Below are 18,525 nucleotides of genomic sequence, written 5' to 3'. Positions count from 1 at the left end.
GTGGACGCCGCTGCGCTACCTGGGGTCGTCCGAGGGGTCGACGTCCATGTGCTCGATGTCGAGGAAGTGGCCGCCCTCGGGCTTGTAGAACGCCCGGGTGAGGCCCCAGAGCACGACGCCGAGCAGCAGCATGATCCCGGCGATGGCGTACTGGATCCGGTCGGGCGCGAGCCGCGCCCACGGGCCGAGCAGGTAGAGGCAGAGCAGGGCGCCGAGCACCGGGACCACCGTCGGTGCCTTGAAGTGGCCGCTGTCGGGCTCGCGGCGCAGGATCAGGCATGCGACGTTGACGATCGAGAAGACCGCGAGCAGCAGCAGTCCGGTCGTGCCGGAGAGCGCACTGACGACCGAGACCTCGGTGCCCTCCTCGGCGTCGCCGAGGGTCGAGTCGCGCAGCTGGACGACGGCGACGATGAGCGCCATCGCCAGCACGGTCGTGAACGCGATGGCGGCGTACGGCGTCCGGCGGCCGTGCAGCACCTTGCCGAGCGCCGGCGGGAGCACGCCCTGGCGGGCCATGCCGTAGAGCAGGCGGCTGGCCATGAGCATGTTGATCAGCGCGGTGTTGGCGACGGCGAACACCGTCAGGAACGGGAAGATCTTGTCGATCGGCAGGTCCGGCGCGCCGAGCTTCACGACGTCGATCAGGATGCCGGCTTCCTTGTTGGTCGGGTTGGCGATGTCGCCGGGCGGGATCACGATGACGACCGAGATCGCGACGAGCATGTAGATCAGGACGGCGATCCCCAGGCCGGTCAGCATCATCCGCGGGAAGATCCGCTCGGGCTCCTTCGTCTCCTCGACCATGTTGACCGAGTCCTCGAAGCCGACCATCGAGAAGAACGCGATGGCGGTGGCGATCGTGACCGCCATGAAGATCCCCTTGTCGGAGGGGTTCTCGAAGACGGTGATCCGGTCGAAGTCGCCGTCGCCCTTCGCCATCACCGAGAAGCCGATCGCGATGACGATCGCCAGGGCCGTCATCTCGACCAGGGTGAGCACGACGTTGAACTTCACGCTCTCCCCGACGCCGCGCAGGTTGATCAGTGCGAGCAGGCCCATGAAGGCCAGCGCGACGAACATCGCCCAGCCGGGCGTCGTCGGCACGCCCGACCAGATCTCGTCGAGCCCGATCAGCAGGTTGTTGGCGAGCAGGTTGGCCGAGGTCGAGGCGCTGGTGATGCCGGAGCAGATCACGGTGAACGCCACGAGGAAGGTGATGAAGTGGACCCCGAACGCCTTGTGGGCGTAGAGCGCCGCTCCCGCGGCCTGGGGATACTTCGTCACCAGCTCCAGGTAGGAGAACGCGGTCAGCGTCGCGACCGCGAAGGCGACCAGGAACGGCAGCCACGCGATGCCGCCGACCTGCCCCGCGAGGCGGCCGGTGACGGCGTACACGCCGGCGCCGAGGATGTCGCCGACGATGAACAGCAGCAGGAGCCCCGGGCCGAGGACCCGCTTGAGCTCTGGTTGGTCGTGCTGCTTGCCCGCCGGTCCCGGTGGTGCGGTGTCAGTGGTCATGGGCCTGTCCCCTCCCCGAGTCGGAAGTCGTCCCCCAGGCACTCACCCTTGCGCAGCACCGGCGGGATGTGAAGCATTTGGCCGGTGGGGCGCGGCGACATCGAGTCGCCGGAGCAGGACGAGGCAGGCCTCGGCGAACGGGTTGCCCTCGGTACGACGCTGCACCTCCGCCCAGTCGACCTGCTCGCGGATCGCGCGGGCGGCCGGGATCACGGGCGTCAGGTTGCACGCGTGCTCCTCCATGGCGCCGAGCTTGTCGGCCATCAGCACCGTGGCGGGCAGCACCGGCATCTGCACCGACTCGACCTCCATCACCTCGGCCTCGTCGAAGCGGGAGCGGTCGAGCGGCTCGCCGCCCACCCGGTGGATCACGTCCACCATCGCGTCGTCGACGAAGACCTTGAACAGCCAGTCCTCCGGAGGCTGCACGACGACCAGGTCGCGCTCGGCGAGCAGGTCACGCGCCCGCAGCGCGTCCTCCTCGGCGACCATGAAGTCGACGTCGTGGTCCGGCTCGGGGCCGCCGCGCGCCCAGATGCCGTAGCTGCCGGCCAGGGCGAACGGCAGCCCGCCCTCCTTGAGCGCCACCGCCACCAGCTTCAGGGCCGCGCGCAGCGCGTCCTGGCCTGCCACGCCGGCCGGACGCGCTGCGCCGGACGAGGCGTCGTCGTGCACCATCCGCCATCACCTCGGGCCGGGAGGTACCCCGGCGCCGGCTCCCCATGCCGCCCGATGCAGCCGGCGGTTCGGGGTACTGGTCCGGGCATGAGGCTGGTCTCGTTCAACATCCTCAACGGCCGCACGCTCCACGACCACGCCGTCGACACCCGGGTGCTGGCCGAGGCGATCCGTGCCCTCGAGCCGGACGTGCTGGCGCTGCAGGAGGTCGACCGCAACCAGCACCGTTCCGGGCGCGCCGACCTCACCGCCGTCGCCGCCGAGGCGATGGGAGCCGTGGACCACCGGTTCGTCGCCGCCCTGGCGGGCAGTCCCGGCGCGACGTGGACGGCCGCCACCGGCCGGGAGCAGCCGGAGGACGCGGCGTACGGGATCGCGCTGCTGAGCCGCTACGAGGTGGCCGGCTGGGAGGTCGTCCGGCTGCCTGTGCTGCCGACGCGGGTGCCGGTGCGCTTCCCCGGGCAGGTCCGCCCGACCCTCGTCCGGGACGAGCCGCGCGTCGCCGTCGCCGGGTCGATGCGCACACCCGACGGCGAGGTGACGGTGGCGACGACCCACCTGTCCTTCGTGCGCTGGTGGAACGGCCGCCAGCTCGCCCACCTGGTCCGCGCGCTGTCCGGCGCGCGGCGGCCGCTGCTGCTGACCGGCGACCTCAACATGGACCTCGGACGGGCCGAGCGGGTCTCCGGCCTGCGGGCGCTCGCGGCACACCCGACCTTCCCCGCCGACGCCCCGGTCGAGCAGCTGGACCACGTGCTCGCTGACCCGGCGCTCCCGGCGCGGTCGACCGCTCGGCAGATGGCGCTGTCGGACCACCGCGCGCTGGTGGTCGACGTCGACCTCGCTCCCCAGGACCCCGGGCAGCGGGAGGTCAGCCGAAGAAGACCTGCGCCTCGGCGTACTCGCGGGGGCTGACGACCTTCAGCTCGCCGGTGCCCTCGATGAGCGGCACCCGCACGATGTCGGTGCCACGCAGCGCCACCATGACGCCGTACTCCCCCTCGGCGACGGCGTCGATCGCCTGCAACCCGAACCGGGTCGCCAGCCAGCGGTCGAACGCGGTCGGCGTGCCACCGCGCTGGATGTGCCCGAGGACGACGGCGCGCGCCTCCTTGCCGGTGCGCTGCTCGATCTCGTGGGCGAGCCGGTCACCGATGCCGCCGAGGCGGACGTGGCCGAAGGCGTCCTTCTCGCCGCTGACGAGCGTCATCCCGCTGCCGTCGGCGGGGACCGCGCCCTCGGAGACGACGATGATCGGGGCGTACTCGCTGCGGAAGCGGGTCTCGACGTGCGCGCAGACGGCCTCGATGTCGAACGGGATCTCGGGGATCAGCACGGCGCTGGCGCCCCCGGCGATGCCGGCGTGGAGCGCGATCCAGCCGGCGTGGCGGCCCATCACCTCGACGACGAGCACGCGGTGGTGCGACTCAGCGGTGGTGTGGAGCCGGTCGATCGCCTCCGTGGCGATGTTGACGGCGGTGTCGAAGCCGAAAGTGAAGTCGGTGCCGGAGAGGTCGTTGTCGATCGTCTTCGGGACACCGACGACCTTGACGCCGAGGTCGGCGAGCTTCGTCGCGACCCCCAGCGTGTCCTCGCCACCGATCGCGACGAGGGCGTCGACGCCGGCGGAGGCGAGGTTCTCGCGGATCCGCTCGACACCGCCCTCGACCGCGAACGGGTTGGTCCGCGACGAGCCGAGGATCGTGCCGCCGCGTGGCAGGATGCCGCGGCACTGCTCGATCCCGAGCGGCATGGTGACGCCCTCGAGCGGCCCCCTCCACCCGTCGCGGAAGCCGACGAACTCGAAGCCGTGATCCTTGACGCCCTTGCGGACGACGGCCCGGATCACGGCGTTGAGCCCGGGACAGTCGCCACCACCGGTCAGCACTCCGACGCGCATGGTCATCAACCTACGCCCCGAGCCGCAGGCCGGTCTCCCCGTCGAAGACGTGCACGGCCTCGGGGTCGACCGCGAGGCGCACCTCCTGGCCACGGCGCAGGCCTGTGCGCTGGTCGAGGCGTACGACGATCTGCGGCACGAGCTCGCCTGCCGGCCGGTCCGCGATGTCCACCCCCGGCGGCGTGGCGTAGAGGTAGGAGTCGGCGCCGAGCTCCTCGACGACCTGCACGGTGACGGCGAAGCCGGGGTCCTCGGGGCCGACGACGCGCCAGGCCTCGGGCCGCACACCCAGCGTGACCGTGCCGGTCGCGCGAGCCGCCGCGGATCGCGCGATCGGGAAGTCCACGCCGTCGACGACGGCGACGCCGTCGCCAGCAGTCCTGCCGGACAGGAGGTTCATGGCGGGCGATCCGATGAAGCCTGCGACGAACGCATTCGCCGGGCGGTCGAACAGGCCGAGCGGCGTGTCGACCTGTTGCAGCACGCCGTCCTTCATCACGGCCACGCGGTCGCCCATCGTCATCGCCTCGACCTGGTCGTGGGTGACGTACACCGTGGTCACCCCGAGCCGCCGCTGCAGGGCGGCGATCTGCGTGCGGGTCGAGACCCGCAGCTTGGCGTCGAGGTTGGACAGCGGCTCGTCCATGCAGAACACCTGCGGCTGCCGGACGATGGCCCGGCCCATCGCGACCCGCTGGCGCTGGCCACCGGACAGCGCGCGCGGCTTGCGCTCCAGCACGGCCTCGAGGTCGAGCAGGCGGGCGGCCTCCTGCACGCGGGCGCGGCGCTCGGCCTTGGGGACACCGCCGATCTTCAGCGCGAAGGCCATGTTGTCGGCGACCGACAGGTGCGGGTAGAGCGCATAGGTCTGGAAGACCATCGCGATGTCGCGGTCCTTCGGAACGACCCGGGTGACGTCCTGGTCGCCGATGTGGATCGCGCCGGCGGTCACCGGCTCGAGACCGGCGAGCATCCGCAGGGAGGTCGACTTCCCGCATCCCGACGGCCCGACCAGCACCATGAACTCGCCGTCCTCGATGGTCAGGTCGAGGGCGTCGACCGCCGGGCGGGCCGCCCCGGGATAGGCGTAGCTCGCCTGGTCGAACCGAACCTGTGCCATGTCCGCTCCTCTCGCGGTCCCGACCGGCGCCGCGCCGGTGACCGGGCTCACAGTAGGCCAGTGCATGCACCACGTCCAGTGGAAGCGCTTTCACGTCTCACCCAGCGTGCGGCAGGCGATTTCGAGGCGCCCCTTGACGTCACATGTGACCCATGTCATGGTGTCTGCGCCGCCCGCAATGGAAGCGCTCTCACAACCTCGACGCCTCGCGGCAGACGTCCGCCTCATCGCACACCCCCGAGGAGCAAGACCGTGCACCACACCACCGCCGGCCCCCGCCGGTCCACCCGCCTGATCGCGTCGGCGGCCGTCGCGAGCCTCGTCCTCACGATGAGCGCTTGCGGCTCGAGTGACGACCCCACCAAGTCGGCCGAGCAGGAGAAGCTCGGCAAGGGTGAGGCGCTCACCATCACCACCTTCGGCGAGTTCGGCTACGACGCCCTCATCGAGGAGTGGAATGCGGACCACCCCGACATCCAGGTCCAGCAGACCAAGGTGTCGCTCTGGGACGACTGGAAGAACGAGCTCAACACCAACCTGCAGGCCGGCAGCGGCCTGCCGGACGTCGTCGCGATCGAGGGCGACTTCATGCCCGCCCTCGTCGCCGCGCCCGACCGCTGGGTCGACCTCTCGTCGGACGAGGTCGAGGGCCGCTGGCTCGACTTCAAGGAGAAGGCGGCGACGACCGCCGACGGTGCCCTGCTCGGCTACGCGACCGACGCCGGACCGGAGGCCATCTGCTACCGCGCCGACCTGTTCGCGAAGGCCGGCCTGCCCACCGACCGGGCCGAGGTCGCCGCGCTGATGACCACCTGGGACGACTACTTCGCGCTCGGCGAGAAGTTCGTGAAGGCCGTCCCCGACACCGCCTGGTACGACGCCTCCGGCTCGATCGCGCAGGCGATGCTCAACCAGGTCGCGTTCCCGTTCGAGCAGTCCGACAACACCGTCGACGTCGAGAACGACGAGCTCCGGGGCGTCTACGACACCGTGACGGGCTACACCCCCACGCTGTCGACCAAGGCGGCCCAGTGGGGTGACGACTGGAGTGCCGGCTTCAAGAACGACGGCTTCGCCACCATCCCCTGCCCCGGGTGGATGCGCAGCAACATCAAGGACAACACGGGCGACCCCGCGCCGAAGGGCGTCCGGTGGGACATCGCCGACGTCTTCCCGGGTGGCGGCGGCAACTGGGGCGGTTCCTACCTGGCCGTCCCGAAGTCCTCGACCCACCAGGACGAGGCCCAGGAGTTCATCACCTGGATCACCGCCCCGGAGCAGCAGCTGAAGATCTTCGCCAGCCTCGGCAACTTCCCGTCGCAGGTCGCCGCCCTCGAGGACGCAGAGCTGCTCAAGGCGAAGGACCCGTACTTCAACGACGCGCCGGCGGGCGAGATCTTCTCCAACCGTGCGGCGGCGATCGACGTCCAGCCCTACCACGGCCCGCTCTACTCCGACATCCTCGGCAAGTTCCAGGACGCCATCAACCGCGTCGACCAGGGCACCGACCCGAAGGAGTCGTGGGACACCTTCCTGTCGGACGTCGCCGCCCTGCAGTGACCCGGACAGCAGCGCCCACCCCATCGACGGAGTGATCGGTACCCGATGACCAACCCCACCGCACCCGCCGGGGACGTCGCCACCGCGACGTCCCCGGCGGACCGGCCACCCGAGCAGGACTCCGCTGGCGAGGGGTCCCCTCGCAACCGCCGGCTCGTCCGCCGCCAGCGCCGGTCGCGCTGGGACGTGAAGCTCAGCCCGTACCTCTACGTCTCGCCGTTCTTCGTGCTGTTCGCGATCGTGGGGCTCTACCCGCTGCTCTACACCGGCTACCTGTCGCTGTTCGACTGGAACCGCGCCTACTACGTCCGGGGCGACTTCGTCGGGCTCGACAACTACTCCTTCGTGCTGACCGACCCCGTCTTCCGCAAGTCGCTGGTCAACACCTTCTCGATCTTCCTGATGTCCTCGGTACCGCAGGTCGTCCTCGCCGTCGCCGTCGCGGCACTGCTGGACACCCGTCTGCGCGGCCGCACCTTCTGGCGGATGAGCGTCCTGCTCCCCTTCGTCGTGGCACCGACCGCGGCGGTGCTGATCTTCGGCAGCCTGTTCGCCGACCGCTACGGGATGATCAACCAGCTCCTCGGGGAGATCGGCCTCGAGCCCATCCGGTGGCACGTCGACCGCTGGTGGAGCCACTTCGCGATCGCGGGCATGGTCAACTGGCGGTGGACCGGCTACAACGCGCTGATCTTCCTCGCGGCGATGCAGGCGGTTCCCCGCGACCTCTACGAGGCGGCGTCCCTCGACGGCGCGGGCCGGATCCGGCAGTTCTTCGCGGTCACCCTGCCGATGATCAGGCCGACCATGATCTTCGTCATCATCACCAGCACGATCGGCGGCCTCCAGATCTTCACCGAGCCCCGGCTCTTCGACGACACGCCGAACCGCGAGGGCGGGCCCGACCACCAGTACATGACCTCGACGCTCTACATCTACGTCAAGGGCATCGAGGACCAGTTCTACGGCCGGGCGTCCGCCGCGGCGTGGATCCTCTTCCTCATCATCGTCGGGATCGCGCTGCTCAACTTCGGCGTCACCCGCTTCCTGACCCGCCGGAGCGTCTCATGAGGAACCGCCCCGGATTCGTGGTCTACGGCCTCCTCGGCGCCTTCGTGCTGGGCTCGGCGCTGCCCCTCTACTGGTCCTTCGTCATCGGCTCGCACACCAAGGGCGACGCCAACGACTTCCCGCCGCCCCTGCTGCCCGGCGGCCACTTCCTCGAGAACGCACGCCGTGTGCTCGACACCGTGGACTTCTGGCAGGCGATGCTGAACAGCCTGCTGGTGTCGACCGCCTGCGGGGTCGCCGTGGTGTTCTTCTCGACCCTGGCCGGCTATGCGTTCGCCAAGCTCTCCTTCCGCGGCAGCAACGCTTTGATGGGCTTCGTCGTGATGACCATGGCGGTGCCGACCCAGCTCGCGATCGTGCCGCTGTTCATCCTGATGCGGGACTACCGGCTGCTCGACACCCTGGCGGCGGTCGCACTGCCCACCCTGGTCACGGCGTTCGGCGTCTTCTTCATGAGGCAGTACCTCGTCGACGCCGTTCCGACCGAGCTGATCGAGGCTGCCCGAATGGACGGCTGCACCATGCTGCGGACGTTCTGGACGGTCGCGGTCCCGGCAGCCCGGCCCGCGATGGCCATCCTGTTCCTCTTCACCTTCATGCAGGTCTGGACCGACTACATGTGGCCGCTCGTCGCGCTGCAGAAGACCGAGACCCTCCAGATCGCCCTCGACCGGCTCGCACTGACCGGCCAGGGACAGACCACCGACTACGCACTCGTCCTCGCAGGCGCCGGGATGGCCACGCTCCCCCTGCTCCTGCTCTTCGTCCTCGCCGGTCGCCAGCTCGTGACCGGCATCATGCAAGGAGCTGTCAAGGGATGACCTCCCCCCTCGCTGTCCCGGCCCCCGTCCCCACCGACGAGTGTCGGTTCCCGGCCGACTTCCTGTGGGGCGCAGCCACGGCGTCGTACCAGATCGAGGGCGCGGTGGCCGCCGACGGACGCACGCCGTCGATCTGGGACACGTTCAGCCGCCTGCCCGGCGCCGTGCGCAACGGCGACACCGGCGACGTGGCGTGCGACCACTACCACCGGATGCCGGAGGACGTCGCCCTGATGCGCGAGCTCGGCCTGGGCTCCTACCGCTTCTCGATCGCCTGGCCCCGGGTGCGTCCCGACGGCGGCGCTGCCAACCCGGCCGGCATCGCCTTCTACGACCGCCTCGTCGACGAGCTCCTCGGCCACGGCCTGCTGCCGTGGGCGACCCTCTACCACTGGGACCTGCCGCAGGCGCTGGAGGACGCCGGCGGCTGGCTGGACCGCGGCACCGTCGACCGGTTCACCGAGTACGCCCTCACCGTCCACGAGGCACTCGGCGACCGTGTGCACCACTGGACGACCCTCAACGAGCCGTGGTGCAGCGCCTTCCTCGGCTACACCGGCGGCCAGCACGCGCCGGGCCGGCAGGAGGGCGTCGCCGGCGTGGTTGCCGCGCACCACCTGCTGCTCGCGCACGGCCGGACCGTCGCCGAGCTGCGCCGGCGCGCGCCGGAGGACCAGCTGGGCATCACGCTCAACCTCACCGTCGCCGAGCCGTACGACGCCAGCGAGCCCGCCGACGTCGCGGCTGCCGAACGGGTCGACCAGCTGTGGAACCGCGTCTTCCTCGACCCCCTCCTCCGCGGCAGGTACGACGACGGGCTCGCCGCGCACACCGAGGGCATGACCTGGCGCGGGAAGGCCTGGCAGGACTTCGTCCGCGACGGCGACCTGGCCACGATCAGCGCCCCGCTCGACTTCCTGGGCGTGAACTACTACCACGGCGACGCGGCCTCCGGCCGGGCCCGCCCCGCTGCCGAGCTGCTCGGCTCCCTGATCCCCCACCCGACCCGGCCGAACAGCAGCCCCTTCCCGGGCGGGGAGGGCATCGTGTTCCCCCGGCGTGGGCTGCCGGTCACCGGGATCGACTGGGAGGTGCAGCCCGAGGGACTCACCGAGCTGCTCGTCGGCCTGGACCGCGAGTACGACCTGCCGCCGGTCTACATCACGGAGAACGGCGCGGCCTACCCGGACGAGGTCGCAGCCGACGGCAGCGTGACCGACCCCGAGCGGCTGGCGTACATCGACAGCCACCTGCGGGCGCTGCACGCCGCGATGTCCGCCGGCGTCGACGTCCGCGGCTACTTCGCGTGGTCGCTGCTCGACAACTTCGAGTGGGCCTACGGCTACGAGCAGCGCTTCGGCATCGTCCACTGCGACTTCCCGACGCAGCGGCGGACCCCCAAGGCGAGCGCGCTCCATCTCGCCGAGGTCGCCCGCACCGGGCGCCTGCCGGAAGTCGGTTAACGTGCCCCGGGTGAACCGACCGTCGAGCGACTCCTCCGGCCAGGGCGCGGCGCCGACGCTGGACGAGGTCGCCGCACGGGCCGGCGTCTCGCGCGCGACCGCGTCGCGGGCGATCAACGGCGGCAACCGCGTCTCGCCCTCGGCCCTGGCCGCCGTCGAGGCCGCGGTCAGCGAGCTCGGCTACACGCCGAACCCCGCGGCGCGCAGCTTGGTCACCCGGCGCACGGACTCGGTCGCGCTCGTCGTACCCGAGCCCGACGAGCGGGTGTTCTCGGACCCCTTCTTCGTGCACACCCTGCGCGGCGTCAACCGGATGCTGGCCACCCGGGACCTGCAGCTGGTCCTCCTCCTGGCCCGACCGGGCGAGGAGGAGCGTCGGCTGCTGCGCTACCTCGGGAGCCGCCACATCGACGGCGCCATCGTGGTGTCCCACCACCGCAACGATCGGCTCGCCGACCACCTCGCGGCGCTCTCGCTGCCCTGCGCCTTCGTGGGCCGGCCGTGGACCAGCGCCGACAAGGTCGCCTACGTCGACACCGACAACCTCGCCGGGGGGAGGGCCGCCACCGAGCTGCTCGTCGAGCGCGGCTGCCACCGGATCGCGACCATCGCCGGTCCGGGTGACATGGCGGCCGGCATCGACCGGCTGGAGGGCTGGCGGGCCACGATGCGCGCCGCCGGGCTCCCCGACGACCTCGTCGAGCACGGTGACTTCACCGAGGTCGGCGGCGAGGCCGCGGCCCGGCTGCTCCTGGCGCGCGCGCCCGACCTCGACGGCATCGTCGCCGCCTCCGACCTGATGGCTGCCGGAGCGCTCCGGGTCCTCGCCGAGGCGGGGCGCAGGGTGCCCGACGACGTCGCCGTGGTCGGGTACGACGACGTGGGCGTCCCGGAGCGCACCACCCCCACACTCACCACCGTCCGCAACCCGATCGGCGAGATGGCCGAGCAGGCGGTCCGGCTGCTCCTCGAGCAGATCGACGACCAGCGCGGTCCCCGCCCGATCCGCGTGATCTTCCCGCCGTCCCTGGTGCGCCGCGACTCCGCCTGACCCCCGGGGGCTCCTAGGCTTCCCGCATGACCTTCTCGATCGTTGCCCGCTCCACCGACGGAGAGTCGTGGGGTGTCGCCGTCGCCTCGAAGTTCCTCGCGGTCGGCTCGGCCGTGCCCGCCGCGGTCGCCGGCGTCGGCGCGCTCGCGACCCAGGCCGACGCCAATGTCGCCTACAAGGGCCTGGCCCTGTCCCACCTCGACGAGGGCGCCACGGCGCCGGTCGCGCTGCAGCGGCTGATCGAGGAGGACCCCGGCTACCCGCACCGGCAGGTGGGCATCGTCGACCTCGACGGCAACGCCGCCTCGCACACCGGGACCGAGTGCATCCCGTGGGCCGGCGGCCGGACCGGCGAGGGCTACGCGATCCAGGGCAACTGCCTCGCCGGCGAGGAGGTCGTCGACGAGATGGAGCGCGCCTGGCTGGAGAGCGACGCCACCGCTCCCCTGCAGGACCGCCTGATGGCGGCCCTCTCGGCCGGCGACGACGCGGGCGGGGACCGCCGGGGGCGGCAGTCGGCGGCGATCCTCGTCGTCCGCGACGAGGCCGGCTACGGCGGCCTCGACGACGTCGCGGTCGACCTGCGCGTCGACGACCACGAGGCGCCGATCGGCGAGCTGCAGCGGCTGCTCGACCTCCACGAGCTCTACCTGACCGCCTCCACCGAGGACGAGAAGGTGGTCGTCGACGCCGCCCTGCGCACCGAGCTGGACCAGTTCGCCGCGGCCGCCGGGCACCGCGACTTCCTCACCTGGGTCGGCACGGAGAACTACGAGATGCGGGTCGCGCCGGACCTGGCGTGGATCGACCGGCGGATCCTGGCGGTCGTGCGGGGCGACGCATGACCGACTGGGCCGACCGCTGCGCCGCCTTCGCCGAGGCGGCCGACTGGTTCGTCGCGACCTGTGCAGAGGTCGGCGACCGCTGGGACGGGCCCGGACTCGGCGACTGGGACCTCCGCGCGCTCGTCGGCCACACCAGCCGGGCCCTGCTCACGGTCGAGGAGTACGCCGCCCGCCCGGCCGACGACGTCGTGGCGGACTCCCCGGCGTCGTACTTCCGGGCGGCGCGGGTCTTCGCCAACGGCCCGGACGTGGCGGAGCGCGGGCGTGCCGCGGGCCGCGCGCTGGGCACCGACCCGGCCGCCGAGGTGGCCGCGACCGCGGCGCGGGTCGTGGCCCTGGTCCGGGGGCTCGACCCGGAGCAACGGGTGACCACGATCGTCGGCGGCATGCGACTGGTCGACTACCTGCCGACCCGGACGTTCGAGCTGGCGGTGCACACGGCCGACATCGCCGCGGCGATCGGCGCGCCGCTGGACGTCCCTGCGGGAGCGGCCCGGGAGGCGCTCGCCATCGCCGGCGAGCTCGCGATCGAGGGTGGCACCGCGGGCGCCCTGCTGCTGGCCGCCACCGGCCGCCCTCCCGCGAGACCGCTCACGGTCCTCTGAGGTCCCGGCGTCAGCCGAGCCGGTCGAGCGCCCGCTGCGCGGCGTCGCGCTCGGCCGTGGCCGTGCGCAGCTCCGCGGCCGCCCCGTCGCGGACCTCCTCGGCCTCGGCCAGCTCCTCCTCGAGCCCCTCGGCCTCGTCCTCCAGGTCGGCCAGCTTGCGGCGCAGCTCGTCGATCCCCGCCTGCACCTGCAGCTGCTGGGCCTCCAGCCGGGCGATCTCCTCCGCGGCCTCGTCGTGCGTGGCCTGGGCGGCCTCGTGCTCCTCGACCGCCGCGGCCAACCGCTCCTCGGCGGCGGCGCGCGCCTTCGCCGCCCTGTCCGGGTCCGGTACGACGTGCAGGTCGGGCGGCCCCGGCACCGGCGCCTCGCGCGGGGTCGCACTGAACCCCAGCGCCTCCGGCACGGCGAGGGCCGCGGCGAGGTCGGCCTCGTCCATCGCCTCCACGCCGGTCGTGGACAGCACGGAGACGAGCAGCCCGCTGCGCACCGCCCGGCCACAGCCCTCGTCGACCATGGCGGCCGTCAGGGTCGCCTCGACCTGCTCGGCGACGGCCTCGGTCACCCGGAGCCCCTCGTCGGCCGCCAGGCGGCGGGCCTGGGTGGTCACCGCGGCCGTGACCTGGCGACGCTGCTTCGTCAGGGCCCGTAGCTCGCCCGCCGACATCGCCTGCTGGGCCTCGCGCAGGGCCGCGCCGACGTTGAGCACCTGGTCGACCTGGGCCGCCTCGCGTCGTACCAGCAGGTTGACGACCCATGCGGCGGTGCTGGGCTTGCGCAGCGCCTTGACCCGGGCGGCGAGCGGCGTGCCCTTGAGCTCCTTGGCCCGCGCGTCGCGCGCCGGTGTGAACTCGGCGAGCGGCAGCGCGTAGAGCTCGTCGGCGATCTCCAGCAGGTCGGCCACAGCCCTGATCCTGTCAGGAGCTGCCGGGAAGGTCGCGGATGCCCGCCCCGATCATCGCCACGGTGAGGTCGACCAGCTGCTCGCGGTCGACGCCGTCGGGGCGGCCCAGCGCGATCCGCAGGCAGGTCGAGACGAGCACGCCCATCAGCATGTAGACGACGCCCTCGAGCTGCTCGGGCGGCAGGTCGGGCCGGTGCCGGCGTGGCAGCAGGGAGGCCAGCCGGTGCAGGTCGGCCTCGATCTCCGGCAGCACGTTGGCGTTGTTGCCGGCGGGCAGCTGGTCGACCATCGCGGTGATCACGCCGCGGTGCCGCTCGAACCCGTCGACCAGGGTGACGACGACCAGGCGGAGCGCGTCGTCGAGGCTCATCTCGAGCGCGTCGACCACGCTCACCATCAGGTCGTCGCTGATCGAGCGGACCGCCTCGTCACGGAGCACCTCGACGAGCTCGTTGCGGTCGTTGAAGTAGCGGTAGAAGGTGCCGCTGCTGACATGGGCCCGCTCGACGACGGCCGTCGTCGTCAGTCCGGCGGCGCCACGCTGGTCGAGGATCCGCACGGCCGTGTCGAGCAGCAGCCGGCGGGTCTGGACCGCTCGGTCCTGGCGCGGGCGGGCCCGCTGCTTCTGCACCACGCGGCCTCCCGTGGAAGAAGTGAATGGAAGATGAGACTTCCTCACTTTAGCCTCGGTCCATGGTGACCGAGCAGCTGCCCACGGCCGTCCCGACCAGCCTGCGCCGCGTCGACGAGGCGCACCGCAGGTTCGGCGCCTTCACCGACACCTACCTCGCGGCGATGTGGGCGGGCGACCCGCTCGCGGACGCCTTCGTGGCGGACTTCCCGGACGTGGGGCACGGCAGGGCGATGAGGATGCTGCGGCAGGCCTGCCGCGAGGGCATCGACGCGGTCGCCGACGCTCCGGCCTCGCTCAGGGCGCTCTTCGCGGCGCTCGACGACGTGCCGGCGTGGCTGGACGCGGAGCGGATCTACCGCGACAGCCAGTACACCTCGCGCTACTCCCGCGCCTCCGGCATCGTGCTCGGCGCCGCCTCCCTGGTCAGTGGCTACGCCAACTCGGCGGCCTCCCGGCCGTTGGAGCTGACCGGCCGGTACGTCGAGAACGCCGGCGCCCGGACGATCGAGGTCGGCTCCTGGCTGCTCGCCGTCAACCAGCCGGGCGGGCTGGACCGGTTCTCCGACGGCTTCGAGCTCACGCTCCGGGTCCGGGTCATCCACGCCCTGGTCCGCGCCGACCTGGCGCGCCGTCCGGACTGGGACGGCGCCGCGTGGGGCGTACCGATCTGCCAGGCCTATCTCGCCTACACCCTCGTCGAGTTCACGTTGATCCCGCTGCGCGCGATGCGGCGCATCGGGGCGCCGTACCTCCCGCACGAGGAGGACGCCGCCTACGCCCGCTGGCGCTATCTCGGCCACCTGCTCGGCATCGACGAGGCGCTGCTCCCGCGCGACGCGGCCGAGCAGGAGCGGCTCGAGGAGATCTACCTGCTGACCCGGCCGGTCGTCGACGACTACTGCCGCGCGCTGGTCGCGAGCATCAACCGGGACTTCCTCGTGCCCGAGATCGAGGGCGTGCTGCCGCGTCGCCTCGCGAGGCGCGCGCCGCAGGTCGTGCACGCCCTGGAGCGGCTCTTCCTCGGCGACGAGATCGCCGACGACCTCGCCATCCCGCACACGCGCCTGACCGGGGTGATCGCCCGGACCGGCCCGCTCCTGTCGGCGGTCAACCACCGCCGCGACCTGCGCGCGACGTCGCTGCCGCGGCGCACCCGCCGGGGCAAGGCCTACGAGGTGGAGCAGGAGCAGCGGCTGCGGCGGGACTGGAACGTCCAGCACGACCTGGTCGACGCGTCGCCGTCCGGCGGGCGCCCGCACCCCGCCCGGGGCGACTGAGCCCGCGTCAGGGCGTCAGTCCTCGTCGTCGCTGTCGAGGCCCTGCTCGATGGCGTAGCGGGTCAGCTGGACGCGGTTGTGCATCTGCAGCTTGCGCAGCGTGTTCTGCACGTGGTTCTGCACCGTGCGGTGCGAGAGCACCAGCCGCTCGGCGATCTGCTTGTACGACATGCCCTTCGCGACCATCTTGAGGATCTCGGTCTCGCGGTCGGTGAGCCTCTCCCCCGGCGGCACCTCCGGCTCGTTCATCCGCCGGAACTCCCCGAGGACCAGCGCCGCCAGCCCGGGCGTGAACACGCTGTCCCCCGCGGCGACCCGGCGTACGGCGGCGAGCAGCTCCTCGCGCGACGCCGACTTCACCAGGTAGCCGGTCGCGCCGGCCTTCACCGCCGCCAGCACGTCGTCCTGCTCCCCCGACGCCGACAGGATCAGCACCCGCGAGGACGGGTCGTCGGCCAGGACCGTCGCGGTCACCTCGACACCGCTGGGCTCCGGGATCTGCAGGTCGAGGACGACGACCTGCGGCCGGGTCGCCCGGAAGCGGTTGATCGCCTCGGTGCCGGTGGCGGCGACCGCCACGACCTCGAAGCCGTCGGCCTGCAGGTCGCGCTCCACGGCGTCACGCCACATCGGGTGGTCGTCGACGACCATCACCCGGATCCGGTCCGTCATGGTCAGGACCCTAGCGCCCGCTCACCCCTCAGAGCCGGTGGAACCGGCCGCGCCGGTGGAGCAGCGGGTCCTCGTCCTCGCCGACCTCCGCGTGCTCCACCACCACCGACACCTCCACCGACCAGCCGACCTCGCGCTCGCCGTCGAGGCGGACGTCGGCCCAGGTCACCGCCGACGCGAGCCGGGGCCCGTGCGGGGTGCTGAGGAACTCCGACTGCCGGAACGGGCCACCGGGAGCGGGCGCGGTGCCCGCGAACGCCTCCGCCAGCTGGCGGTCCGGCCACGACAGCAGCTGAACGACGGCGGTCCCGGTGTCGCGGAGCGCCTCCAGCAGGTCGGAGTCCGGGTCGAGCAGCGCGAGCAGCCGCGCCTCCTCGCCGAGCGCGACCATGAGCGACGTGACGGTCAGCCCGGCGCGGCCGGACCCCTCGCCGGCCGTCCAGAGCGTGACCGCTCCGCCCAGCCGGCCACGCAGGCGTCGTACCGGGTCGGGGCGGTCGTCGGCGAACGGGTGCGTGCTGTGGATGGTCACGGTGCCGCCTGTCCTCGGGGGATGCTGAAGGTCCACTCCGTGCCGTAGCCGCCGGACTCGAGCTCGGCCGTGCCGCCGAGGTCGCGGACCCGGCCGCGGATCGACTCGGCCACGCCCATCCTGCCCTCCCGCGAGGCCGCCTCCAGCCGACCGGCAGGGATCCCCGGGCCGTCGTCGCGCACCGACACCTCGACCCGGTCGCCCAGGTCCTCGACCAGCACCCAGGCCGGGGCGCCCTCGCCGACGTGGCGGTCGACGTTGTCCAGGCACGCCCGTACGACGGCCACGAGCTCGTCGACGACGGGCGAGGGCAGCTCGACCGCTCCCGCGGGCAACGCGACCTCCGTCGCGGGACGTGTGCCCAGCCGCCCCAGCGCGGCGGCCAGGTCGGCCCGCTCGGAGGCCCGGCCGGTCGCCGCGACGGCGTCCTGGGAACGGATCAGCGTGCGCAGCGCCTGCTCCTGCTGACCGGCCAGCCGGCCGAGCTCGGCGGCCTCGCCGCCCAGCTCGCCGCCGCGGCGCTGGACCAGGGCGAGGACCTGGAGCACGCCGTCGTGGACGACCCGCGCCAGGCGCGCCCGCTCGGCGGCGGCAGCGGCCTCGCGCTGCGCCTCGTCCCGCTCGGCGGCCATCGCCTTGAGCGACTCGCAGACGAAGCCGACCATCGAGCCACCGAGCAGCAGCAGGAAGACGTTGCCCCAGTCCTTCTGGGCGACCTGTGACCGGCTGAGCAGGTCGACCGCGCCGAGGACGACCGCCGCGACCGTGCCGCCCCGCCAGCCCCAGCGGATCCCCCACGCCAGGAGCGCGCCGACGATCCAGTAGCTCGGGATGGTCGCGTGGAACCACGGGCCCTTGGCGACGGGCGTCGCCAGCAGCAGCGCGACCGCGAGGGCGAGGTCGACGCCCAGCAGCACCGGGCCGCGGCGCTCGGGGGCGGCGTACACGGGGATCGAGACGATGGTCGCCACGACCATCACCGCGACGCAGGTCCAGCCGAGGACCGGGCGGTCGTAGTTGTTGCGGTAGGCGTTGATGACCACCGCGTAGGCGAGCACCACGACCCGCAGGACCGCGAGTGCGCGGAACATGCGGTCCTCGACCGCGAGGGCCGCACGGGTGGGGGTCAGGAGGCGATCTTCCGCTCGTCGCCGTGGTCGGCCTTCTTCGACTCGGCCTTCGCGCGGCTGGCGTACATGTCGACGTACTCCTGCTGGGAGAGCCGCATGATCTCGTACATGATCTCGTCGGTGATCGAGCGCAGGATGAAGCGGTCGTTCTCCATGCCGGCGTAGCGCGAGAAGTCCATCGGCTTGCCGAAGCGCACCGTCGGGCGGGTGATCCGGCCGAACTTCTTGCCCGGGGGCGCCACCACGTCGGTGCCGACGACGGCGACCGGGATGACCGGGACGCCGGTCTCGAGGGTCAGCCGCGCGATGCCGGTCTTGCCGCGGTAGAGGCGGCCGTCGTGGGAGCGGGTGCCCTCGGGGTAGATGCCGAAGAGCTCGCCCTCGGCCAGGACCCGCTTCGCGGACACGAGCGCGCCGGACGCGGCGTCGCCGCTGGTGCGGTCGATCGGGATGTTGCCCGTGCCGCTGAAGAAGTTCTTCTGCAGCCAGCCCTTGATGCCGGGCGAGGTGAAGTACTCGGCCTTCGCGACGAAGCGCACCATCCGCGGGATCACCAGCGGCATGAACAGCCAGTCGGCGTAGGAGAGGTGGTTGCTGGCGAGGATCGCCGGACCCGTCGCCGGGACGTTCTCGACACCTTCGGCGCGCGGCCTGAAGACGACCTTCAGGAGCGGCCCGAGTGCGACGAACTTCAGGAACCAGTAGAACACCCTGACCGCACCTTTCCCGTTGCAACCTGGCGCC

Annotated in this window: 19 protein-coding genes; 9 read left to right on the top strand and 10 right to left on the bottom strand. The window is 72.3% G+C overall.

The annotated features are described in order from the left end of the window. Positions 1-15: 15 nt before the first annotated feature. Together BJ993_RS20085 and BJ993_RS20080 are read right to left on the bottom strand one after the other, a co-directional pair. The gene (locus BJ993_RS20085) at positions 16-1,521 is read right to left on the bottom strand and encodes an APC family permease (RefSeq protein WP_036542321.1); all 1,506 of its coding nucleotides are present in this window, start codon (positions 1,519-1,521) and stop codon (positions 16-18) included. A 42-nt stretch (positions 1,522-1,563) separates the two neighbouring features. After that, positions 1,564-2,199, bottom strand: coding sequence for a nucleotidyltransferase family protein (locus tag BJ993_RS20080; protein ID WP_051931771.1), 636 nt, complete (start codon positions 2,197-2,199; stop codon positions 1,564-1,566). Between the two features lie 87 nt (positions 2,200-2,286). Here BJ993_RS20080 and BJ993_RS20075 point away from each other — a divergent pair, with 87 nt between their 5' ends. Next, a complete protein-coding gene (locus tag BJ993_RS20075; RefSeq protein ID WP_179650821.1) occupies positions 2,287-3,114 on the top strand; it encodes an endonuclease/exonuclease/phosphatase family protein in 828 nt (275 codons plus the stop codon). On the opposite strand, the gene BJ993_RS20070 is transcribed toward BJ993_RS20075, so the two are convergent. Together BJ993_RS20070 and BJ993_RS20065 are read right to left on the bottom strand one after the other, a co-directional pair. Further along, positions 3,071-4,099, bottom strand: a complete 1,029-nt coding sequence (locus BJ993_RS20070; RefSeq protein WP_179650819.1) for a 6-phosphofructokinase — start codon at positions 4,097-4,099, stop codon at positions 3,071-3,073. The two genes, BJ993_RS20075 and BJ993_RS20070, sit on opposite strands and share 44 nt — an antisense overlap. 10 nt (positions 4,100-4,109) lie before the next feature. After that, positions 4,110-5,219 carry an ABC transporter ATP-binding protein gene (locus BJ993_RS20065; RefSeq protein WP_179650817.1) on the bottom strand — a complete coding sequence of 370 codons (1,110 nt, stop codon included), beginning with the start codon at positions 5,217-5,219 and terminating at the stop codon, positions 4,110-4,112. A 252-nt stretch (positions 5,220-5,471) separates the two neighbouring features. Between BJ993_RS20065 and BJ993_RS20060 the strand changes: the two genes are divergently transcribed. The 7 genes from BJ993_RS20060 to BJ993_RS20030 are packed head-to-tail and all read left to right on the top strand — an operon-like array spanning position 5,472 to position 12,635. Beyond that, positions 5,472-6,779 (top strand): ABC transporter substrate-binding protein, encoded by a 1,308-nt coding sequence (locus BJ993_RS20060; protein ID WP_308645645.1) that lies wholly within the window; start codon positions 5,472-5,474, stop codon positions 6,777-6,779. A 45-nt stretch (positions 6,780-6,824) separates the two neighbouring features. After that, the gene (locus BJ993_RS20055; protein WP_036542307.1) at positions 6,825-7,850 is read left to right on the top strand and encodes a carbohydrate ABC transporter permease; all 1,026 of its coding nucleotides are present in this window, start codon (positions 6,825-6,827) and stop codon (positions 7,848-7,850) included. Then, positions 7,847-8,671: a carbohydrate ABC transporter permease gene (locus BJ993_RS20050; RefSeq protein ID WP_036542304.1), complete on the top strand. Its 825-nt coding sequence runs from the start codon at positions 7,847-7,849 to the stop codon at positions 8,669-8,671. The genes BJ993_RS20055 and BJ993_RS20050 overlap by 4 nt, the downstream gene beginning before the upstream one ends. After that, positions 8,668-10,134, top strand: coding sequence for a glycoside hydrolase family 1 protein (locus BJ993_RS20045; protein ID WP_051931769.1), 1,467 nt, complete (start codon positions 8,668-8,670; stop codon positions 10,132-10,134). The genes BJ993_RS20050 and BJ993_RS20045 overlap by 4 nt, the downstream gene beginning before the upstream one ends. Positions 10,135-10,144: 10 nt before the next feature. Further along, positions 10,145-11,185: a LacI family DNA-binding transcriptional regulator gene (locus BJ993_RS20040; protein ID WP_036542301.1), complete on the top strand. Its 1,041-nt coding sequence runs from the start codon at positions 10,145-10,147 to the stop codon at positions 11,183-11,185. 26 nt (positions 11,186-11,211) lie between these two features. Further along, entirely contained in the window at positions 11,212-12,030 is an 819-nt protein-coding gene (locus BJ993_RS20035; protein ID WP_179650815.1) for a DUF1028 domain-containing protein, read from the top strand. Further along, positions 12,027-12,635, top strand: coding sequence for a maleylpyruvate isomerase N-terminal domain-containing protein (locus BJ993_RS20030; protein ID WP_179650813.1), 609 nt, complete (start codon positions 12,027-12,029; stop codon positions 12,633-12,635). The genes BJ993_RS20035 and BJ993_RS20030 overlap by 4 nt, the downstream gene beginning before the upstream one ends. 10 nt (positions 12,636-12,645) lie before the next feature. On the opposite strand, the gene BJ993_RS20025 is transcribed toward BJ993_RS20030, so the two are convergent. Continuing rightward, positions 12,646-13,536: a hypothetical protein gene (locus tag BJ993_RS20025; RefSeq protein ID WP_179650811.1), complete on the bottom strand. Its 891-nt coding sequence runs from the start codon at positions 13,534-13,536 to the stop codon at positions 12,646-12,648. Between the two features lie 13 nt (positions 13,537-13,549). After that, on the bottom strand, positions 13,550-14,170 hold the full coding sequence (locus BJ993_RS20020) for a TetR/AcrR family transcriptional regulator (RefSeq protein ID WP_051931767.1): 621 nt from the start codon (positions 14,168-14,170) through the stop codon (positions 13,550-13,552). A 59-nt stretch (positions 14,171-14,229) separates the two neighbouring features. Here BJ993_RS20020 and BJ993_RS20015 point away from each other — a divergent pair, with 59 nt between their 5' ends. After that, positions 14,230-15,447 (top strand): oxygenase MpaB family protein, encoded by a 1,218-nt coding sequence (locus tag BJ993_RS20015; protein WP_051931764.1) that lies wholly within the window; start codon positions 14,230-14,232, stop codon positions 15,445-15,447. Positions 15,448-15,462: 15 nt separating this feature from the next. Here the strand turns inward: BJ993_RS20015 and BJ993_RS20010 are convergent, their stop codons facing one another. From BJ993_RS20010 to BJ993_RS19995, 4 genes are read right to left on the bottom strand one after another with little or no spacing between them, the layout of a single operon-like run. Continuing rightward, positions 15,463-16,119, bottom strand: a complete 657-nt coding sequence (locus BJ993_RS20010) for a response regulator (RefSeq protein ID WP_036542291.1) — start codon at positions 16,117-16,119, stop codon at positions 15,463-15,465. A 28-nt stretch (positions 16,120-16,147) separates the two neighbouring features. Further along, complete coding sequence (locus BJ993_RS20005; RefSeq protein ID WP_179650809.1) at positions 16,148-16,651, bottom strand: flavin reductase family protein; 504 nt, start codon at positions 16,649-16,651, stop codon at positions 16,148-16,150. After that, positions 16,648-17,781: a MacS family sensor histidine kinase gene (macS, locus tag BJ993_RS20000; RefSeq protein ID WP_036543146.1), complete on the bottom strand. Its 1,134-nt coding sequence runs from the start codon at positions 17,779-17,781 to the stop codon at positions 16,648-16,650. Before macS ends, BJ993_RS20005 begins: the two co-directional genes overlap by 4 nt. Then, complete coding sequence (locus BJ993_RS19995) at positions 17,778-18,491, bottom strand: lysophospholipid acyltransferase family protein (RefSeq protein ID WP_036543143.1); 714 nt, start codon at positions 18,489-18,491, stop codon at positions 17,778-17,780. Before BJ993_RS19995 ends, macS begins: the two co-directional genes overlap by 4 nt. Between the last annotated feature and the right edge of the window lie 34 nt (positions 18,492-18,525).

This window comes from Nocardioides aromaticivorans (assembly GCF_013408525.1).
Classification (GTDB): domain Bacteria; phylum Actinomycetota; class Actinomycetes; order Propionibacteriales; family Nocardioidaceae; genus Nocardioides; species Nocardioides aromaticivorans.
The sequence above is the reverse complement of the archived record's forward strand: the minus strand, read 5'-3'. Positions and strand labels throughout refer to the sequence as shown.

Excerpts from the sequence above, each read along its gene's own strand:
- BJ993_RS20045 (WP_051931769.1), top strand. The coding sequence starts at position 8,668 with ATGACCTCCCCCCTCGCTGTCCCGGCCCCCGTCCCCACCGACGAGTGT.
- BJ993_RS20015 (WP_051931764.1), top strand. The coding sequence starts at position 14,230 with ATGGTGACCGAGCAGCTGCCCACGGCCGTCCCGACCAGCCTGCGCCGC.
- BJ993_RS20065 (WP_179650817.1), bottom strand. The coding sequence starts at position 5,219 with ATGGCACAGGTTCGGTTCGACCAGGCGAGCTACGCCTATCCCGGGGCG.
- BJ993_RS20050 (WP_036542304.1), top strand. The coding sequence starts at position 7,847 with ATGAGGAACCGCCCCGGATTCGTGGTCTACGGCCTCCTCGGCGCCTTC.
- BJ993_RS20070 (WP_179650819.1), bottom strand. The coding sequence starts at position 4,099 with ATGCGCGTCGGAGTGCTGACCGGTGGTGGCGACTGTCCCGGGCTCAAC.
- BJ993_RS20055 (WP_036542307.1), top strand. The coding sequence starts at position 6,825 with ATGACCAACCCCACCGCACCCGCCGGGGACGTCGCCACCGCGACGTCC.
- BJ993_RS20030 (WP_179650813.1), top strand. The coding sequence starts at position 12,027 with ATGACCGACTGGGCCGACCGCTGCGCCGCCTTCGCCGAGGCGGCCGAC.
- BJ993_RS20085 (WP_036542321.1), bottom strand. The coding sequence starts at position 1,521 with ATGACCACTGACACCGCACCACCGGGACCGGCGGGCAAGCAGCACGAC.
- BJ993_RS20035 (WP_179650815.1), top strand. The coding sequence starts at position 11,212 with ATGACCTTCTCGATCGTTGCCCGCTCCACCGACGGAGAGTCGTGGGGT.
- BJ993_RS20010 (WP_036542291.1), bottom strand. The coding sequence starts at position 16,119 with ATGACGGACCGGATCCGGGTGATGGTCGTCGACGACCACCCGATGTGG.
- BJ993_RS20075 (WP_179650821.1), top strand. The coding sequence starts at position 2,287 with ATGAGGCTGGTCTCGTTCAACATCCTCAACGGCCGCACGCTCCACGAC.
- BJ993_RS20080 (WP_051931771.1), bottom strand. The coding sequence starts at position 2,199 with ATGGTGCACGACGACGCCTCGTCCGGCGCAGCGCGTCCGGCCGGCGTG.